This window comes from Pseudomonas asgharzadehiana (assembly GCF_019139815.1).
Taxonomy (GTDB): Bacteria; Pseudomonadota; Gammaproteobacteria; order Pseudomonadales; family Pseudomonadaceae; genus Aquipseudomonas; species Aquipseudomonas asgharzadehiana.
On sequence record NZ_CP077079.1, the window covers coordinates 1,299,649 to 1,318,315 of the forward strand.

Sequence of the window (18,667 nt, forward strand, 5' to 3'; positions counted from 1 at the left end):
CTTCTCTGTCACGCGAGGCGGGGAAAACGGCTCACCGTTTTTTAAATTAATTTCAGGCGCGTGCCTGGACGGTCACCCAATAGCGGGTAAAGCGCCGCACTTTTACCGGCAGGCTGACTTCCAGCAGGTCGAGGATGCGCTCGCTGTTGTCCAGCGGGTAACTGCCGGAGATCAGCAGGTCGGCAACTTGCGGGTCGCAATTGACCTGGCCGCGACGGTAGCGGCCCAGTTCCGCCAGGAAGTCTTGCAGGCGCATATGCGCGGCCACCAGCATGCCGTCGGCCCAGGCGCCGCTGTTGGCGTCGGTTGGGCGTGGGGTGTCCCAGCCCTTGCGAATGAAGTTGACCTGGCGCGAGGCTTGCACCGTGAGCGGCAGGCCGCTGTAGCTGTTGGGCAGCACCTCGACCTGACCGTCGAGTACCGCCAGTTGGGTGTGGTCATTGAATTGGCGCACGTTCAGGCGTGCCGCCTGGCTGGTGAGCAGGCCCTGGCCGGTGAGTACGTGCAGCGGCGCATTGCCGGCGATGCCGCTCAACATGATCTCGCCTTCGAGCAGGCGGATCAGGCGCTGCTGACCGTCGACATGCACATCCACGGCGCTGCCGGTGTTGAGTTGCAATTGGCTGCCGTCGGCCAATTGCACCTTGCGCCGCTGGCCCACCGGGCTGCGGTAATCGGCGCTCAGCGGTGGCAGGATATGTTGCTGACGCAGGCTCCAGGCCGCGGCCGAGCCGGCGCCGAGGATGAGCAGCAGCTTGAGCGCCTGGCGCCGGCCGGTTGAAGTGGGCGCGTTCAGCGCGGCATGCGCCAGGGGCGAGGGCATGCCGCGCAGGCGTTGGTTGACGTGCTGGATATGATCCCACGCGCGCTGGTGTTCGCTGTGGGCGTTCAGCCAGCGCTGCCAGGCCGCTTGCTGGCGCGGGTTGAGGGCGCCTTGCTGCATTTCCATCAGCCAATGCACGGCTTGTTCGGCGACCTGGTTCGAGACATTCATAGGGCAAAGTAGCAGCGCAGGGCGGCTTTATGCAGGTGGCGTTTGACGGTGGCGATGGAAATGCCCAGCTCGGCGCCGATTTGCGCGTAAGTCAGGCCATCGAGTTGGGCCAGCAGGAAGGCGCGTTTGACCTGGACGGGCAGGCCGTCAAGCAGTTGGTCAAGCTCAACCAGGGTTTGCAGGATGATCGCGCGTTCTTCTTCCGACGGTGCCACGTGCTCGGGCATCTGCGCCAGGGCGTCGAGGTAGGCGCGTTCCAGGTCCTGGCGGCGATAGAAGTTGAACAGCACGCGCTTGGCGACCGTGGTGAGAAACGCGCGCGGTTCGATCAACGTAGGGGCTTCGCGGGCGCTGAGCACGCGGATGAAGGTGTCTTGCGCCAGGTCGGCGGCACTTTCCGGGCAGCCGAGTTTGCGTCGCAACCAGCCTGTGAGCCAGTGGTGATGGTCGTTGTACAGGACTTCGACGGTGTTGGACGGGCTCAACGGGAACACTCCACAAGCCTCGACAAGCGTTAGAGAACAAGAATTGTTCGCATTGTAGGGCGCAAGACACGGTTCGGCAATCGGCCTGGGCAGGTGATTCATCCGTTCTTTTTTGCTTATGAGAATATTTATCATTAATATCGCGCACTGACGAACCTGGCGCCTCCCGCATGAAAAGCAAACCCTCACTGCCGCTTGCCTACCGCTTCGCCGTTACCTCGCGCGTGCTGGCCGCTGTCATCGGCGGTTACCTGATGGCGTCCCTGGCCAGTATCTGCCTGGCTCTGTGGCTGCCCACTTCCCGTGCGGATGCGGTAATCACCGGCATGTTGAGTTCCTTTGTGTTCTATCTGCTGGCGATGTTGTGGTGCTTTGCCTGCCGCACCGCGTGGCGCGCCTGGTTGGGTGTGATGCTGCCGAGCGCGGCGTTTGCGACGCTGGCTGGATTAGGTTTTTGGATGACGCGCACATGAAAGAGGGATTTCGTCAGGCCATGGCCTGGTTGCACACCTGGGCTGGATTGGTCTTCGGCTGGCTGCTGTTTGCGATTTTCCTGACGGGCACCCTTTCCTATTTCAAGGATGAGATCAGTCACTGGATGCAACCCGAAGTGCAGGCCCATGCAGTGGACGATGCGCGCAGCCTCGGCGTCGCGCAAAACTACCTGCAGCACGTTGCGCCCGACGCCGCCCGCTGGATCATCACCTTGCCCAATAGCCGCGACCCTGGGCTCTTGGTGATGTGGCAAGACAAGCTCGACCCCGGCAAACGCGGCAATTTCAATCAAAAGACCCTTGATCCAACCAATGCGCAAGCCGTAGAGGCCCGTGACAGCATGGGCGGCGAGTTTTTCTACCGCTTCCACTTCCAGCTGCAAATGCCGCACCCGTGGGGCCGCTGGTTGTCGACGTTCGCGGCGATGGTGATGTTCCTCGCACTGATCACCGGCATCATCACCCACAAGAAGATTTTCAAGGACTTCTTCACCTTCCGCCCCCGCAAAGGCCAGCGCTCCTGGCTCGACGGGCATAACGCGGTGGGGGTGCTGGTGCTGCCGTTCCACCTGATGATCACCTACAGCAGCTTGGTGATCTTCATGACCATGGTGATGCCGGCGCCGATCCTGGCTTCCTATGGCGGTGATGCCCGTGCCTTCTTCAATGAGGTGTTCCCGGCCAGCAACAATGCGCCGGCCCAGGGTGTGCCGGGCAAGTTGCTGCCGCTGCCGGCGCTGTACGAGCAAGCGCGGGCGCAGTGGGCGGGCGGGCATGTCGGGCGTATCGCGGTGAATAATCCCAGTGATGTGAACGCGTCGGTCAATATGTTCCGCGCAGGTTCCGACAAGGTGGTGCATGACTTCGGCAGTGTCGTGCAATTCAACGGCACCACCGGTGAACTGTTGCAGGTCAGCGACGAGCAGTCGCTGCCGACGCTCGTCGCCGGCGGTTTCTTCGGCCTGCACATGGGGCATTTCGCCGGGCCGGTATTGCGCTGGTTGTACTTTATCTGCGGCTTGGCGGGCACGGCGATGATCGGCACCGGGCTGGTGATATGGCTGGGCAAGCGCCAGCTCAAGCACGCCAAGACGGCCGTGATGCCATTTGAATTGCGGCTGGTGGAAGTGCTGAACATTGCCAGCATGTCCGGCTTGTTGATCGCCATCGCGGCATTCTTTTGGGCCAACCGCCTGCTGCCGGTGAGCTTCGCCGAGCGTTCCGGTTGGGAGGTGCAGACCTTCTTTATCGCCTGGGGCCTGAGCCTGTTGCACGCGGTCCTGCGTCGTGGTCGTCAGGCTTGGGTGGAACAGTTGGGCTTCGCCGCGCTGCTGTTTATGGCCGTACCGCTGCTCAATGCACTCACTACATCCCAACATTTGGGTGTGTCCCTGGTCCGGGGCGACTGGGCCATGGCCGGTTTCGACCTGACCTGCCTGGCCAGCGGCGCATTCCTCGCCTGGGCGGCCTGGAAGATGCAACGCCGCACGGTGCCGCAGCCCAAGGCGCAACGGCCGCGCCCGCTGCACCTCAAGCAGGAGGCGAACTGAATGTTGCTCGCGCTCTTGATGTGTTACGCGGGGTTCACCGCGTTGTGCCTGGCCACAGACCGCCATCACGGCGAACTGCTCCACAGCAAGCCGTCGCCGCGTCGGCGCCAGGGGTTGCGCCTGGCGGGGTGGGCGCTGCTGGCCATTGCGATCTGGCCCGCCGTGAGCGCCGACGGTTGGGCACTGGGCCTGGTGGAGTGGTGCGCGGTGCTGATGCTCAGCGCGCTGCTGCTGGTGCTGTTGTTGCCTTATCGGCCAAGGCTGGCCTTGATCCTGGCGGGCGTCGGCCTGCTGGTCAGCCCCGTTGCGGCCTTCGCCGCCCTCTGAGCCCTGCCATGATGATCAGCCCCCCATCCGAACCCCAGGACAGCCCGCAGGCTGACGTGGCGGGCGGGCGTGCGCATTTCTTGCAGGTGTTTTTGTCGCAGCGCTCGCAGATGGAAGCCCTGGTCAGCCGGCGCGTGGGCTGTCGCGCCACGGCGGCCGACCTGGTGCAGGACCTGTTCCTGCGCTTCTGGCGCCGCCCGCTGGTGCAGGTCGAAGAACTCAGCACCTACCTGCTGCGCTGCGCCGGCAATATCGCCATCGACCACCTGCGCAGCGAAGGCGCCCGCGTGCGCAGCAGCGAAGGCTGGTTACCCGAGCAGCAGGATCACCAGGGCTGCGAACCCCAGGCCGCGCTGGAGGCGGGCAACGATTTGCGCCATGTCGAGGCCGCCTTGCGCAGCCTGCCCGAGCGCACTCGCCAGATTTTCCTGCTCAACCGTATCCACGGGCGCAAGTACGCGCAAATCGCCAAGGCCATGGGCCTGTCCCAAAGTGCCGTGGAAAAACATATGATGCGTGCCCTCGAAGCCTGCAAGGCCAGCCTTCGTGAACCATCGCCCCCACGTACGCCAGGGAAAGCACCGTGAACGTCACCCCGACGCCCGACCAGGAACACGCCGCCCTGGCCTGGCTGAGCCTGTTGCATGACCAGCCCAGCAGTGGCGACCAGGCAACGTTCAACCGCTGGCTGCGTGCCGACCCCGCCCACGTCGAGGCTTACGCCCAGGCCCAGGTGGCGTGGGAATTGAGCGAAGTGCCCGCGCTTAAACTGGCGGGCGAAGACGCCCTGGCGCTGCAGGGCTATCTCAACGCGATGCATACCTCCAAGCGCTCGCGTGTAATGCGCTGGTCCGGCGCCCTGGCCCTGGCCGCCTGCCTGCTGCTGATGGTGTCGATGGGGGCCGGTTGGCAGCCGTCGCGTTGGGTCGATGACTTTGGCGCCGATTACGTCACGGCGGTCGGGGAGGTGAAAACCGTCACCCTGGCGGATAAATCCCAAGTCACCCTCGACGCCGACAGCGCGATTGCCGTGGATTTCACCCATGGCGAGCGGCATATCCAACTGCGTCGCGGCGCCGGTTTTTTCCGCGTGGCGCATACCGGCCAGTCGTTTGTGGTGGAGGCGGGCAGCGGCGAAGCACGAGTGCTCGGCACGCAGTTTGAAGTGCGCTTGCAACCGGCGGGGGCTGAGGTGACGGTGTTGTCCGGTCGGGTCGGCGTTACGCCGTCCAAACAGGGCCGGCAGCAGATTCTTACGGCAGGCCAGCACGTCGCCTACGCCGATGGCATGGCTGAGCCCCCGCAGGCGGTGGACAGCGAATCGCGCCTGGCCTGGCGCGAGGGTTGGCTCAATTACTACAAGGCGCCGCTGGCTGATGTGATCAAGGACCTAGCGCGCTACTACCCTGGGCGCATCCTGCTGCTCAACGAAGAGATGGGCGCCAGGCGCGTCAGCGGCAGCTTCCCGAGCAAAGACCCGCAAGCGGTGCTTAATGCGTTGCAGGCGGTGCTGGGGTTTGAGCAGCACAACGTGCTGGGGCGGATGATCGTGGTGCGCTGATCACTTCAGCGCCGCCATGATCGCATCTGGGTTGTAATCGCGAATCAGCGTGCCATTGACGTCCACAAACGGAATCCCGCCGCCGCCCAGCGCCTCGTACGCCTTGCGCGCCGAGGCGTCTTTCTCGATATCGAATGCCTTGTACGCAATGCCTTTTTGATCGAGGAAGCGGCGGATCTGTTTGCAGTAACCGCACCACTCGGTAGCGTAGAGCACCACGCGCGCCGAAGCCCGCACCTGCTCCGACGCCACCTGCGACGGGTTGAACAGCCGCTCGACCTTGCCCCAGTTCTGGATCGCCACCACCACCAGTAATACCAACAGGACTTTCTTGAATACGGTGCCCAGCATCAATTACGGCGCTTGAGCTGGTCGGTCAGTTGGGTCGGCAGGCCCTTGATGATCAAGGTGCCGGCGGCTTCGTCGTATTCGATCTTGTCGCCCAGCAGGTGCGCTTCAAAACTGATCGACAGGCCCTCGGCGCGGCCGGTGAAGCGGCGGAACTGGTTGAGGGTGCGCTTATCGGCGGGGATTTCCGGCGAGAGGCCGTAGTCCTTGTTGCGGATGTGGTCGTAAAACGCTTTAGGCCGATCTTCATCGATCAACCCCGAGAGTTCTTCCAGGCCCATGGGTTCGCCGAGCTTGGCCTGGCTGCTGGCGTAGTCCACCAGGGTCTTGGTTTTTTCGCGCGCGGACTCGTCCGGCAGGTCTTCGCTTTCAACGAAGTCACTGAAGGCCTTGAGCAGGGTGCGCGTCTCGCCCGGGCCGTCGACACCTTCCTGGCAGCCGATAAAGTCACGGAAGTACTCCGAGACCTTCTTGCCGTTCTTGCCCTTGATAAACGAAATGTACTGCTTGGACTGTTTGTTGTTCTGCCACTCGGACACGTTGATCCGCGCCGCCAGGTGCAGTTGGCCCAGGTCCAGGTGACGGGACGGGGTCACGTCCAGCTCATCGGTCACCGCCACGCCTTCGCTATGGTGCAGCAGGGCGATGGCCAGGTAGTCGGTCATGCCTTGCTGGTAATGGGCAAACAGCACGTGGCCGCCGGTGGAAAGGTTGGACTCTTCCATCAGCTTTTGCAGGTGCTCGACCGCCGTGCGGCTGAAGGTGGTGAAGTCCTGGCCACCGTCGAAATACTCCTTCAACCAACCGCTGAACGGGTGCGCGCCGGACTCGGCATGGAAGAACCCCCAGGCCTTGCCTTGTTTGGCGTTGTAGCTCTCGTTGAGGTCGGCGAGCATGTTCTCGATGGCCGCCGATTCGGACAGCTCCGAATCACGGGCGTGGAGAACTGCGGGTGTGCCGTCGGGTTTTTTGTCGATCAGGTGGACGATGCAATGACGGATCGGCATAGGCTTCTCGGCTGGTTGAAGGGGAGCGTCTGGCCTCCCCGAAAAGTCGCCCAGTGTACCGCACCCATTGGCCAAGACACGCGTCGAAGGCGGTTTTGACCGCTGTCCGACCGGGCATATGCCTTTTTTTCACGGTTTAGAGCGATAAAGCTGACCAAATGGGTAGGTAGAGGCGGATATTTCCCCGTCTCTGTGCTAGTTTTGCCCCGTCTTACGCCATGTCTCGGCGTTAAGCGTGCATTCAGCATCTGTCAGGTCGAACCAATCCCCGTTTCAAGCATCTATAACCCCGATCTTCGAGGTTATAAGCCTGGGGTGCCAGGCCTAGACGGTCGGGCTCGACGGCTGACACTGCACTCTGCAATCCATATGAATTTGATAGGGAAGGAACACCACAATGGCTATTACTAAAGACCAACTGATCGCTGACCTGGCTGAAGCAGTAGACGCACCGAAAACTACCGTGCGCGCTCTGCTGGACCAACTGAGCCAAGTTGTTGCTGATCAGCTGGAAAACGGCGGCGAAATCACTCTGCCAGGCGTTGGCAAACTGAAAGTGACCGAGCGTCCTGCCCGTACTGGCCGTAACCCTTCGACTGGCGCTGCCATCGAAATCGCTGCCAAGAAAGTTATCAAGCTGGTTGTGGCCAAAGGCCTGACCGACGCTGTTAACAAGTAAGACGCAGCAAAAAAAACCGTGCTCCGGAGCGATCCGGGCACGGTTTTTTGTTGCCTGCGATTTTATCGGGGTAGCTGGCTCATGGTGGTGAGCAAGCTCCCTTACACCTCTGGCTTAGTCACGCACCCAGCGCTGGCGCCAGATCTGCTGTTCGTTCTTGGTCTGGAAGGTCCAGGCCACGAAGCGGCTTTGCTTTTGCCCCTGGGACATCTCCACCACCTGGCTTTCCAGCACGCCGGCTTTTTTCAGGGCGGTCTCGATCGCAGGCAAGTTCGACGCTTTGGACACCAGGGTACTGAACCACAACACCTTGTGGGCAAAGTGCGCGCTCTCGGCGATCAACTGCGTCACAAAGCGTGCTTCGCCGCCTTCGCACCACAGTTCAGCCGATTGGCCGCCGAAGTTCAGCACCGGCAATTTACGCTTGGGGTCGGCCTTGCCCAGGGCGCGCCATTTACGCTCGCTGCCTTTGGTGGCTTCGTCCATGGACGCATGGAAGGGCGGGTTGCACATCGTCAGGTCAAAGCGTTCGCCCGGCTCCAGCAGGCCCAACAGAATCTGCTTGGGGTTGGGCTGCTGGCGCAACTGGATGACCTTGCTCAGGTCATTGGACTGCACGATGGCCTTGGCGGCGGACACGGCGATCGGGTCGACCTCCGAGCCCAGGAAGTTCCAGCGGTATTCCATGTAGCCAATCAGCGGATAGACGCAGTTGGCGCCCATGCCGATGTCCAGCACCTTGACGATTGAGCCGCGCGGGATCTTGCCGTCATTGGTACTTGCCAGCAGGTCGGCGAGGAAGTGCACGTAGTCGGCACGCCCCGGCACCGGCGGGCACAGGTAGTCCTGCGGGATGTCCCAGTGCTGGATGCCATAGAAAGCCTTGAGCAACGCCCGGTTGAACACGCGCACCGCATCCGGGCTGGCGAAGTCGATGCTCTCCTTGCCATAGGGGTTGAGGATCACATACTGCGCCAGTTCCGGCGTGGTCTTGATCAGCGCCGGGAAGTCGTAACGGCCAGTGTGACGGTTGCGCGGATGCAGGGTAGCCTCTTTGCGCGGTACCACGGGCTTGGCCGTGGCGGCGGTTTTAGGTTTCTTGCGCGGAGGTTTTGGCGTGCTGGGGGCGGTCATGATGATTCTGGTGTTGGCTCAAAGTGGTGGGCATTGTCACACATTCCTGAGATCAACTCGTTCAAATGTGGGAGGGGGCTTGTTCCCGATAGCCGTCTATCAGTCAATACATGTCTGGCTGGCAGACCGCCATCGGGGGCAAGCCCCCTCCCACATTGACCGCGTTGACGGCAGTAGGTGGGAATATCCAGGCAAAAAAAGAGACCCGAAGGTCTCTTTTTTTCACACGGTTCAGGCCTTACAGGCTGGAAATCCGCGCGTGTTGCTCGGCCAGCTTGCCCAACGCCTGTTCCGCTTCAGCCAGTTTGGCGCGCTCCTTGTCGATTACTTCAGCCGGCGCCTTGTCGACGAACGCCGCGTTGGACAGCTTGCCGCCCACACGTTGCACTTCGCCTTGCAGGCGCAGGATCTCCTTGTCGAGACGGGCCAGTTCCGCGCCCTTGTCGATCAGGCCGGCCATCGGCACCAGCACTTCCATCTCGCCAACCAGTGCGGTGGCGGACAGCGGCGCGTCGGCGCCTTCGGCCAAAACGGTGATCGATTCCAGCTTCGCCAGCTTTTTGAGCAGGGCGTCGTTCTCGCTGAGGCGACGCTGGTCTTCAACGCTGGCGTTCTTCACGAACACCGCCAGTGGTTTGCCTGGCCCGATGTTCATCTCGGCGCGGATGTTGCGCGTGCCGAGCATCAAGGTCTTGAGCCATTCGATATCGCTTTCGGCGGCTTCATCGATGCGCGCTTCATTGGCCACTGGCCAAGGCTGCAGCATGATGGTCTTGCCTTCGATACCGGCCAGCGGCGCCAGGCGCTGCCAGATTTCTTCAGTGATGAACGGCATGAACGGGTGCGCCAGGCGCAGCGCCACTTCCAATACGCGCACCAGGGTGCGACGCGTGCCGCGCTGGCGTTCGACCGGCGCGTTTTCGTCCCACAGTACCGGCTTGGACAGCTCCAGGTACCAGTCGCAATATTGGTTCCAGATGAACTCGTACAAGGCCTGTGCGGCCAGGTCGAAACGGAACTGGTCGAGTTGGCGGGTCACTTCGGCTTCGGTGCGTTGCAGTTGCGAGATGATCCAGCGATCAGCCAGGCTCAGTTCAACGGCTTCGCCGTTCTGGCCGCAGTCTTCGCCTTTATCCAGCACGTAGCGCGCGGCGTTCCAGATTTTGTTGCAGAAGTTGCGATAGCCTTCGACGCGGCCCATGTCGAACTTGATGTCGCGACCGGTGGACGCCAGCGAGCAGAAGGTGAAGCGCAGGGCGTCGGTGCCGTAGCTGGCGATGCCGTCGGCGAATTCGTCGCGGGTCTGCTTCTCGATCTTCTTCGCCAGTTTCGGCTGCATCAGGCCCGAGGTGCGTTTCTGCACCAGGGTTTCCAGGTCAATGCCGTCGATGATGTCCAGCGGGTCCAGCACGTTGCCCTTGGACTTGGACATCTTCTGGCCCTGGCCGTCGCGCACCAGGCCGTGTACGTACACAGTCTTGAACGGTACCTGCGGCGTGCCGTCCTCGTTTTTCACCAAATGCATGGTGAGCATGATCATCCGGGCAACCCAGAAGAAAATGATGTCGAAGCCGGTGACCAGCACATCGGTGGAGTGGAATTTCTTGAGGAATTCGGTCTGCTGCGGCCAACCCAGGGTGGAGAACGTCCACAGGCCCGAACTGAACCAGGTGTCCAGCACGTCGTTGTCCTGTTGCAGCGCGATGTCCGCGCCGAGGTTGTGCTTGGCGCGCACTTCGGCTTCGTCGCGGCCCACATAGACCTTGCCCGACTCGTCGTACCACGCCGGAATGCGGTGGCCCCACCACAGTTGACGGCTGATGCACCAATCCTGGATGTCGCGCATCCACGAGAAGTACATGTTTTCGTACTGTTTAGGCACGAACTGGATGCGGCCATCTTCCACGGCGGCAATCGCAGGCTCGGCCAGCGGTTTGGTGGACACGTACCACTGGTCGGTCAGCCAAGGCTCGATCACGGTGCCGGAGCGGTCGCCCTTCGGCACTTTCAGCGCGTGGTCGTCGACGCTCACCAGCAAACCCACGGCGTCGAAGGCCGCGACGATCTGCTTGCGCGCTTCAAAACGGTCAAGGCCGGCGTATTCGGCCGGGATCTGGCCGTCGATGCTGTCGTTCAGCGTGCCGTCCAGGTTGAATACCTGGCAGGCCGGCAATACGGCGGCATTTTTGTCGAAGATGTTCAGCAGCGGCAGGTTGTGGCGCTTGCCGACTTCGTAGTCGTTGAAATCGTGGGCCGGGGTAATTTTCACGCAGCCGGTGCCGAATTCAGGGTCGCAGTAGTCGTCTGCGATGATCGGGATGCGGCGGCCAACCAGCGGCAGCTCGACAAACTTGCCGATCAGCGCCTGGTAGCGCTCGTCGTTCGGGTTAACCGCTACGGCGGCATCGCCGAGCATGGTTTCCGGACGGGTGGTGGCGACGATCAGGTAATCGTTGCCCTCGGCGGTCTTGGCGCCGTCGGCCAGTGGGTATTTAAGGTTCCACAGGAAGCCTTTCTCGTCGTGGTTTTCCACTTCGAGGTCGGAAATCGCCGTGTGCAACTTGGTATCCCAGTTGACCAGGCGCTTGCCGCGGTAGATCAGGCCGTCTTCATGCAGGCGCACGAAGGCTTCTTTCACGGCGTCCGACAGGCCGTCGTCCATGGTGAAGCGCTCGCGGCTCCAGTCGACGGACGAGCCCAGGCGACGGATCTGCCGACTGATATTGCCGCCCGACTGGTCTTTCCATTCCCAGACTTTTTCCAGGAATTTCTCGCGGCCCAGGTCGTGACGGTTCTGGCCAGTGGCTTCGAGTTGACGCTCCACCAGCATCTGCGTGGCGATACCGGCGTGGTCGGTACCCGGCTGCCACAGGGTGTCGCGACCCTGCATGCGGCGGAAACGGATCAACGCATCCATGATCGCATTGTTGAAGCCATGGCCCATGTGCAGGCTGCCAGTGACGTTCGGTGGCGGGATCATGATGGTGTAGGACTCGCCCGCACCTTGCGGAGCGAAATAGTTCTCGGACTCCCAGGTGTTGTACCAGGAAGTTTCAATTGCGTGCGGCTGGTAGGTCTTATCCATGCGCGGCGGGACCCTAGTTGGCATTTATTCAGGAAAGCCGGCAAGTATAACGGGGGATAGGGCGCAGGGCGAGGTTGAGCTGTGTGCGGGGCAAATGTGGGAGGGGGCTTGCTCCCGATAGCGCGGTGACAGTCAAAAATATTGAGACTGATGCACCCTCATCGGGGGCAAGCCCCTCCCACAGGGGATAGGTGTGGCTTAAGATTGGTACTGGCTAAGCAACCGCTCCATCCGCGCATCCATCCGGCGTTTGATCTCGGTTTCGATATGCGGGGCAAAGTCGTCGATCACGTCTTGCATGATCAATTGCGCGGCGGCGCGCAGTTCGTTGTCCAGGTGCAGCAGCAAGGCGTCGGGTGCCTTATCGGCAGGCGCGGCGGCAGGCGCGGCTTCCACGACGACGGGGGCCTCGACGCTCGGTGCCGGCGCGGCGGGCTTGCCGCCCACCATGTCGAACAACAGCGGAATCTGTACCTCGCCATCGACCGGCTCGGTCAGCAGCGGCGGTTGTAAGTCATCATCACCCAGCAACTTGCGGATCGACTCGAGATCGTCCAGCAGGTGGTCATCTTTTTTTACGGGGTTGGAAGTGTCCATCGTGTGCTCAAAGTCGTTGTAGCCGGTGATCTTGCAAAGGATAGCCCTGTTCGCGGTAGAAACGGAAACTCTCCCGCGCGGCCTGACGAATAGCCGGATCCTCCACCACCACTTCCGCCACGCGGGCGAACGCCTTGGCAAAGGGCGGTACTTTCAGGTCCAGGTTGACCAGCAGGTCGTGGTGAGCGCCGCAACTGTCGCCCAAACCCAGTACAACCAGGCCTTCGGGTTCCGATTCGGCGGGGCCGTGGGGCACGAAGCTCTCGCCCTTGAAGCGCCACAGGCGGGCGTCGAGTTCATCGCGTTGGGCGCCATCGCTGCAATGCAGGTAGATGCGGTGGCCCATGCGCCAGGCTTTTTCGGTGAGCTTGCAGGCAAAGTCCAGGCGCGCGAGCGGGTCGGCGCTGGGCAATATATAGAAGTCGACTTGGGTCATTGCGGTTCCTGAGACCGGAGCGGTGTGTTGGCCGCCCCGGCATCTTCAGTTTCAGGCTTTGGCGCGATCCAGCAGGTACTGGGTCAGCAGGGGAACCGGACGACCGGTGGCGCCCTTGTCCTTGCCGCCGCTGGTCCAGGCGGTGCCGGCGATGTCCAGGTGCGCCCAGTTGAAGTTCTTGGCAAAGCGCGACAGGAAGCAGGCCGCCGTGATGGTGCCGGCTTTCGGGCCGCCGATGTTGGCGATGTCGGCGAACGGGCTGTCCAGTTGCTCCTGGTACTCATCGAACAGCGGCAGTTGCCAGGCGCGGTCATCGGCGGCCTTGCCGGCACTGAGCAGTTGCTCGATCAGCTCGTCGTTGTTGCCCAGCAGCCCCGAGGTGTGGGAGCCCAGGGCAACGATGCATGCGCCGGTCAGGGTGGCGATGTCGATCACCGCCTGCGGCTTGAAACGCTCGGCGTAGGTCAGCGCATCGCACAGCACCAGGCGGCCTTCGGCGTCGGTGTTGAGGATCTCGACGGTCTGGCCGCTCAGGGTGGTGACGATGTCGCCTGGGCGAGCCGCGCCGCCGCTCGGCATGTTCTCGGCACAGGCCAGGATGCACACCAGGTTGATCGGCAGCTTGAGTTCCAGTACGGCTCGCAGGGTGCCGAACACGCTGGCGGCACCGCCCATGTCGTATTTCATCTCGTCCATGCCCGCGCCCGGCTTGAGGCTGATGCCGCCGGTGTCGAAGGTAATGCCTTTGCCCACCAGGGCGTAAGGCTTCTCGGACTTCTTGCCGCCGTTGTATTGCATCACGATCAGGCGTGGCGGCTGGTCGCTGCCCTGGCCCACGGCGTAGAACGAGCCCATGCCCAGTTCCTTGATCTTTTTCTCGTCCAGGACTTCAACTTTCAGGCCCTTGAACTCTTTACCCAGTGCCTTGGCCTGTTCGCCCAGAAAGGTGGGGTGGCAGATGTTCGGCGGCAGGTTGCCCAGGTCGCGGGTGAACGACATGCCGTTGGCAATGGCGGTAGCGTGGGTCACGGCGCGCTGGACTTCAGCCTGGGCGGCCTTGATGGTCAGCAGGGTGATTTTCTTCAGGGCGCGGGGTTCGGCTTTCTGGCTCTTGAACTGGTCGAAGGTATAACCGCCGTCTACCAGTGACTCGGCCAGCAGGCGGGTCTTGCCGTAGCTGTCGCGGCCTTTGACCACGATTTCATCGAGTGCCAGCGTGGCATCGCCGCCGCCCAGGCCCTTGAGGGTGTTGAGGATGCCGCTGACGATCTTGCGGAATGGGCGGTCGCCCAGTTCTTCGTCCTTGCCCACGCCCACCAGCAATACGCGGTCGGCCTTGAGGTTGGGCAGGCTTTGCAGCAGCAGGCTCTGGCCGACTTTGCCGGCCAGGTCGCCGCGCTTGAGCACCGCGCTGATGGCGCCGCCGCTGAGTTCGTCGAGTTGCTTGGCGGCCACGCCGAGCTTGCGGCCTTCGCCGATGGCGACCACGAGGGTGGCGGTTTTCAACGTTTCGGGGCTAACGCTTTTTACAACCAATTCCATTTTCGGGTCCCTTATATAAGGTCTGGGAGCCTGGCGTATGTACCCAGGCTTTAAAGCGTGGCGGCTGAGTCAATCACCCGCGACAAAGGCCGCAGTTTGAACCTCGCAAGCAAAGCCTGACAACCCTTGGCGCATGCTTTGTACCTACGCATGAGGTTGCGCAGTGACAGGCGCGATCAATCACAGGATAATGCGCCATCTTTTTAGCCGGCCCTTGTAAATGGGCTGACTCGGTATGCTTGCTTGTTTGGCCGCCTTAGCCTGACAACCCTGGAGTGTCTGGTTTGATCGTCTTCCGTTATCTGTCCCGCGAAGTCCTATTGACCCTGAGTGCCGTGAGCGCGGTATTGCTGGTCATCATCATGAGTGGGCGTTTCGTCAAATACCTGGCCCAGGCCGCTTCCGGCGCCCTGGACCCGGGCTCGCTGTTCCTGATCATGGGCTTTCGCCTGCCGGGGTTCCTGCAGCTGATTTTGCCGCTGGGCCTGTTCCTCGGGATCCTGCTGGCGTATGGCCGCCTGTACCTCGAAAGCGAAATGACCGTGCTCTCGGCCACCGGCATGAGCCAACAGCGCCTGCTGGGCATGACCATGATCCCGGCCGCCGGCGTCGCGTTGATCGTGGCCTGGCTGAGCCTGAGCCTGGCCCCCCAGGGCGCGATGCAATTTCAGTTGGTATTGAACAAGCAGGATGCGATGACTGAGTTCGACACCCTCGAGCCGGGCCGCTTCCAGGCACTCAATGACGGCACTCGGGTGACCTACACCGAAACCCTCACCGAAGACCGCGCCAACCTGGGCGGGGTGTTCATCTCTGAGAAACGCCTGGGCCAGGACAAGAAGGACCGCGGCATTTCGGTGCTGGTGGCCGACTCGGGCCGCCAGGAAGTGCGCCCGGACGGCAGTCGCTACCTGATCCTGGAAAACGGTTACCGCTATGACGGCAGCCCCGGCCAGGCCGATTACCGCGCCATCAAGTACGACACCTATGGCGTATTGCTCGCCCGCCCGGATGTCAGCAGTGAAGTCACCGACCGCGATGCGATCCCCACGCAAGACCTGTTGGGCAGCAAGGAACTGCGCTCCATCGCCGAGCTGCAATGGCGTATTTCCCTGCCGCTGCTGGTGTTTATCGTGACCCTGATGGCCGTACCGCTGTCGCGCGTCAACCCGCGCCAGGGTCGCTTCCTCAAACTGTTGCCGGCGATCCTGCTGTATATGGCTTACCTCACCATCCTGATCTCCGCCCGTGGCTCCCTGGAAAAAGGCAAGCTGTCGCCAACCCTGGGCTTGTGGTGGGTGCACGGGATCTTCCTGGTGATCGGCCTGGGGCTGCTCTACTGGGAACCTATCCGTTTGAAAATGATGAGCCGTCGCGGCCAGAAGGAGTTGGCTCGTGGTTAAGCTCGACCGCTACATTGGTAGCAGCGTCCTGATCGCCATCCTGGCGGTTCTGGGCATCATCCTGGGCCTGGCCTCGCTGTTCGCCTTCATTGATGAGGTGGGCAACGTCAGCGACACCTACACCGTGTGGGATGTGATGAGCTACGTGGCGCTCACCGCGCCGCGTCGCCTGTACGACATGATGCCGATGGCGGCGTTGATCGGCTGTCTGATCGGCCTTGGCAGCCTGGCCAGCAACAGCGAACTGACCATCATGCGTGCCGCCGGGGTGTCCGTCGGCCGTATCGTCTGGGCGGTGATGAAGCCCATGCTGCTGCTGATGCTGTGCAGCGTGCTGATCGGTGAATATGTCGCGCCGCCGGCTGAAAGCACCGCCCAGGCCAACCGTGCCCTGGCCCAGGGTTCAGGCGATGCGCAAAGTGCCAAGCATGGCCTGTGGCACCGCCAGGGTGACGAGTTCATCCATATCAACGCCGTGCAACCGGGCGGCCTGTTGATCGGCGTCACGCGCTATACCTTCGACAAAGAACGCCACATGCTGTCGTCCAGCTTCGCCAAACGTGCGCAGTACGGCGACGAAAAATGGCAGCTGAGCGACATCACCACCACCTACTTCCGCAATGTCGGCCAAGGCACCAAGGCCAGCACCGAAGTGATCAATTCGCCCAGCGAAGAATGGGACATCGCGCTCAAGCCCGAATTGCTCAATACCGTGGTGATGATCCCCGAAAGCCTGCCGATCTCCGGGTTGTGGGGCTATATCCACTACTTGAAGGATCAGGGGCTCAATAACGGCCGCTACTGGCTGGCGTTCTGGGTCAAGGTGTTGCAGCCGGTGGTCACCGCCGCGCTGGTGCTGATGGCCATCTCGTTCATCTTCGGTCCGTTGCGTTCCGTGACCCTCGGCCAGCGCGTATTTACCGGCGTGTTGGTGGGTTTCACCTTCCGCATCGCCCAGGACCTGCTTGGCCCATCGAGCCTGGTGTTCGGTTTCTCGCCGCTGTTTGCGGTGCTGGTGCCCACCGCCATCTGCGCCCTTGCCGGGTTCTGGCTGTTGCGCCGGGCCGGTTGATAGCGCGCTTATGAACAAAAAATGCCCCGGTCGAGAGATCGGGGCATTTTTGTTCTGGTCAGCAAAGATGACGTCTGGCCTGAGCATCAGGTACAATTCCCGGCTATTTTTCAGCGGGCAATCTGCCTGCAGCCTTTTTGAGTGTTGATCCGTGAGTGATTTGAGTCATATCCGCAATTTCTCCATCATCGCCCACATTGACCATGGTAAGTCGACGCTGGCCGATCGATTCATCCAGATGTGCGGCGGCCTTGCCGAGCGTGAAATGGAAGCCCAGGTGCTGGATTCCATGGACCTCGAACGCGAGCGCGGGATCACCATCAAGGCCCACAGCGTTACCCTGTACTACACCGCCCGAGACGGCATCAAGTATCAGCTGAACTTCATTGACACCCCTGGCCACGTCGACTTCACCTATGAAGTCAGCCGCTCCCTGGCGGCCTGCGAAGGTGCGCTGCTGGTGGTGGACGCGGGGCAGGGCGTTGAAGCCCAGTCCGTGGCCAACTGCTATACCGCGATCGAGCAAGGCCTGGAAGTCATGCCGGTACTGAACAAGATCGACCTGCCACAGGCCGATCCGGACCGGGTAAAAGAAGAAATCGAAAAAATCATCGGGATTGATGCCACCGACGCCGTCGAGTGCAGCGCCAAGACCGGCCTGGGCGTCGACGAAGTGCTCGAGCGCCTGGTCAAGACCATCCCCGCACCCACCGGCAATATCGAAGATCCGCTGCAGGCGTTGATCATCGACTCCTGGTTCGACAACTACCTGGGCGTCGTTTCCCTGGTACGCGTGCGCCATGGCCGTGTGAAGAAGGGCGACAAGATCCTGGTCAAGTCCACCGGCAAGATCCACCTGGTGGACAGCGTCGGTGTATTCAACCCGAAACACACCGCCACCGTTGACCTGAAAGCCGGTGAAGTCGGCTTCATCATCGCCGGCATCAAGGACATCCACGGTGCCCCGGTGGGTGACACCCTGACCTTGAGCTCCACCCCGGACGTCGACGTGCTGCCAGGCTTCAAGCGTATCCAGCCGCAAGTCTATGCCGGCCTGTTCCCGGTCAGCTCGGACGATTTCGAAGACTTCCGCGAAGCCCTGCAAAAGCTCACCCTCAACGATTCGTCGTTGCAGTACACCCCGGAAAGCTCCGATGCCCTGGGCTTTGGCTTCCGTTGCGGGTTCCTCGGCATGCTGCACATGGAGATCATCCAGGAGCGCCTCGAGCGCGAATACGACCTGGACCTGATCACCACCGCGCCAACCGTTATTTTCGAGTTGTTGCTGAAAAACGGTGAAACGATTTACGTCGACAACCCGTCCAAGCTTCCAGACCTGTCCTCCATTGAAGACATGCGCGAGCCGATCGTGCGGGCCAATATTCTTGTGCCGCAGGAACACCTGGGCAACGTCATTACCCTGTGTATCGAAAAGCGTGGCGTGCAGCACGACATGCTGTTCCTCGGTACCCAGGTGCAAGTGACCTACGATTTGCCGATGAACGAAGTGGTCCTGGACTTCTTCGACCGTCTCAAATCCACCAGTCGCGGCTATGCTTCGCTGGATTACCATTTCGACCGGTACCAATCGGCCAATCTGGTAAAGCTGGACGTATTGATCAACGGCGACAAGGTCGATGCACTGGCACTGATCGTGCACAAGGACAACGCGCACTACAAAGGGCGCCAGTTGACCGAGAAGATGAAAGAACTGATTCCGCGCCAGATGTTCGACGTTGCGATCCAGGCCGCCATTGGCGGGCAGATCATCGCGCGGACCTCCGTCAAGGCTCTCAGAAAGAACGTACTGGCCAAATGCTACGGCGGTGACGTAAGCCGTAAGCGCAAGCTGCTTGAGAAGCAAAAGGCCGGTAAAAAACGCATGAAGCAAGTGGGCAACGTGGAAATTCCACAAGAAGCCTTCCTTGCGGTGCTCAGGTTGGATAGTTAGGT

The 18,667-nt window shown here is 61.5% G+C and carries 18 protein-coding genes; 9 read left to right on the top strand and 9 right to left on the bottom strand.

Going from position 1 to position 18,667, the window contains the following annotated elements; all coding sequences use genetic code 11:
- Positions 1–52: 52 nt before the first annotated feature.
- Positions 53–994, bottom strand: coding sequence for a FecR domain-containing protein (locus KSS96_RS05890; RefSeq protein WP_065877242.1), 942 nt, complete (start codon positions 992–994; stop codon positions 53–55).
- The gene (locus KSS96_RS05895) at positions 991–1,479 is read right to left on the bottom strand and encodes a sigma-70 family RNA polymerase sigma factor (protein WP_017526253.1); all 489 of its coding nucleotides are present in this window, start codon (positions 1,477–1,479) and stop codon (positions 991–993) included. The genes KSS96_RS05890 and KSS96_RS05895 overlap by 4 nt, the downstream gene beginning before the upstream one ends.
- Before the next feature lie 170 nt (positions 1,480–1,649).
- Here KSS96_RS05895 and KSS96_RS05900 point away from each other — a divergent pair, with 170 nt between their 5' ends.
- The 5 genes from KSS96_RS05900 to KSS96_RS05920 are packed head-to-tail and all read left to right on the top strand — an operon-like array spanning position 1,650 to position 5,411.
- A complete protein-coding gene (locus KSS96_RS05900) occupies positions 1,650–1,952 on the top strand; it encodes a DUF3649 domain-containing protein (protein WP_135196392.1) in 303 nt (100 codons plus the stop codon).
- The gene (locus tag KSS96_RS05905; RefSeq protein ID WP_017526255.1) at positions 1,949–3,523 is read left to right on the top strand and encodes a PepSY-associated TM helix domain-containing protein; all 1,575 of its coding nucleotides are present in this window, start codon (positions 1,949–1,951) and stop codon (positions 3,521–3,523) included. The genes KSS96_RS05900 and KSS96_RS05905 overlap by 4 nt, the downstream gene beginning before the upstream one ends.
- Positions 3,524–3,850, top strand: a complete 327-nt coding sequence (locus tag KSS96_RS05910; RefSeq protein ID WP_017526256.1) for a DUF3325 domain-containing protein — start codon at positions 3,524–3,526, stop codon at positions 3,848–3,850. It begins immediately after the preceding gene.
- 8 nt (positions 3,851–3,858) lie between these two features.
- Positions 3,859–4,437: an RNA polymerase sigma factor gene (locus KSS96_RS05915; RefSeq protein ID WP_017526257.1), complete on the top strand. Its 579-nt coding sequence runs from the start codon at positions 3,859–3,861 to the stop codon at positions 4,435–4,437.
- On the top strand, positions 4,434–5,411 hold the full coding sequence (locus KSS96_RS05920) for a FecR family protein (protein ID WP_017526258.1): 978 nt from the start codon (positions 4,434–4,436) through the stop codon (positions 5,409–5,411). The genes KSS96_RS05915 and KSS96_RS05920 overlap by 4 nt, the downstream gene beginning before the upstream one ends.
- Here the strand turns inward: KSS96_RS05920 and KSS96_RS05925 are convergent, their stop codons facing one another.
- Positions 5,412–5,762: a glutaredoxin family protein gene (locus KSS96_RS05925; RefSeq protein WP_065877241.1), complete on the bottom strand. Its 351-nt coding sequence runs from the start codon at positions 5,760–5,762 to the stop codon at positions 5,412–5,414.
- A complete protein-coding gene (gene yejK, locus KSS96_RS05930) occupies positions 5,762–6,766 on the bottom strand; it encodes a nucleoid-associated protein YejK (RefSeq protein WP_003171997.1) in 1,005 nt (334 codons plus the stop codon). The genes KSS96_RS05925 and yejK overlap by 1 nt, the downstream gene beginning before the upstream one ends.
- Before the next feature lie 397 nt (positions 6,767–7,163).
- On the opposite strand from yejK, the gene KSS96_RS05935 reads away from it, so the two are divergent.
- On the top strand, positions 7,164–7,445 hold the full coding sequence (locus KSS96_RS05935; RefSeq protein ID WP_003188840.1) for an HU family DNA-binding protein: 282 nt from the start codon (positions 7,164–7,166) through the stop codon (positions 7,443–7,445).
- 114 nt (positions 7,446–7,559) lie between these two features.
- Here KSS96_RS05935 and rlmF read toward each other — a convergent pair whose 3' ends face one another.
- The 5 genes from rlmF to KSS96_RS05960 all read right to left on the bottom strand — a co-directional run bounded on the left by rlmF (position 7,560) and on the right by KSS96_RS05960 (position 14,239).
- A complete protein-coding gene (gene rlmF / locus KSS96_RS05940) occupies positions 7,560–8,579 on the bottom strand; it encodes a 23S rRNA (adenine(1618)-N(6))-methyltransferase RlmF (protein WP_065877240.1) in 1,020 nt (339 codons plus the stop codon).
- A gap of 238 nt (positions 8,580–8,817) precedes the next feature.
- Positions 8,818–11,664, bottom strand: coding sequence for a valine--tRNA ligase (locus KSS96_RS05945; RefSeq protein ID WP_017526261.1), 2,847 nt, complete (start codon positions 11,662–11,664; stop codon positions 8,818–8,820).
- 198 nt (positions 11,665–11,862) lie between these two features.
- The gene (locus tag KSS96_RS05950; RefSeq protein ID WP_017526262.1) at positions 11,863–12,261 is read right to left on the bottom strand and encodes a hypothetical protein; all 399 of its coding nucleotides are present in this window, start codon (positions 12,259–12,261) and stop codon (positions 11,863–11,865) included.
- Between the two features lie 7 nt (positions 12,262–12,268).
- The gene (locus KSS96_RS05955) at positions 12,269–12,697 is read right to left on the bottom strand and encodes a DNA polymerase III subunit chi (protein WP_017526263.1); all 429 of its coding nucleotides are present in this window, start codon (positions 12,695–12,697) and stop codon (positions 12,269–12,271) included.
- A gap of 51 nt (positions 12,698–12,748) precedes the next feature.
- Positions 12,749–14,239 (bottom strand): leucyl aminopeptidase, encoded by a 1,491-nt coding sequence (locus KSS96_RS05960; RefSeq protein ID WP_017526264.1) that lies wholly within the window; start codon positions 14,237–14,239, stop codon positions 12,749–12,751.
- A gap of 284 nt (positions 14,240–14,523) precedes the next feature.
- Between KSS96_RS05960 and lptF the strand changes: the two genes are divergently transcribed.
- From lptF to lepA, 3 genes are all read left to right on the top strand, one after another.
- A complete protein-coding gene (gene lptF / locus KSS96_RS05965; protein WP_017526265.1) occupies positions 14,524–15,642 on the top strand; it encodes an LPS export ABC transporter permease LptF in 1,119 nt (372 codons plus the stop codon).
- The gene (gene lptG / locus KSS96_RS05970; protein WP_017526266.1) at positions 15,635–16,714 is read left to right on the top strand and encodes an LPS export ABC transporter permease LptG; all 1,080 of its coding nucleotides are present in this window, start codon (positions 15,635–15,637) and stop codon (positions 16,712–16,714) included. Before lptF ends, lptG begins: the two co-directional genes overlap by 8 nt.
- A gap of 151 nt (positions 16,715–16,865) precedes the next feature.
- The gene (gene lepA / locus KSS96_RS05975; RefSeq protein WP_017526267.1) at positions 16,866–18,665 is read left to right on the top strand and encodes a translation elongation factor 4; all 1,800 of its coding nucleotides are present in this window, start codon (positions 16,866–16,868) and stop codon (positions 18,663–18,665) included.
- Positions 18,666–18,667: the final 2 nt, after the last annotated feature.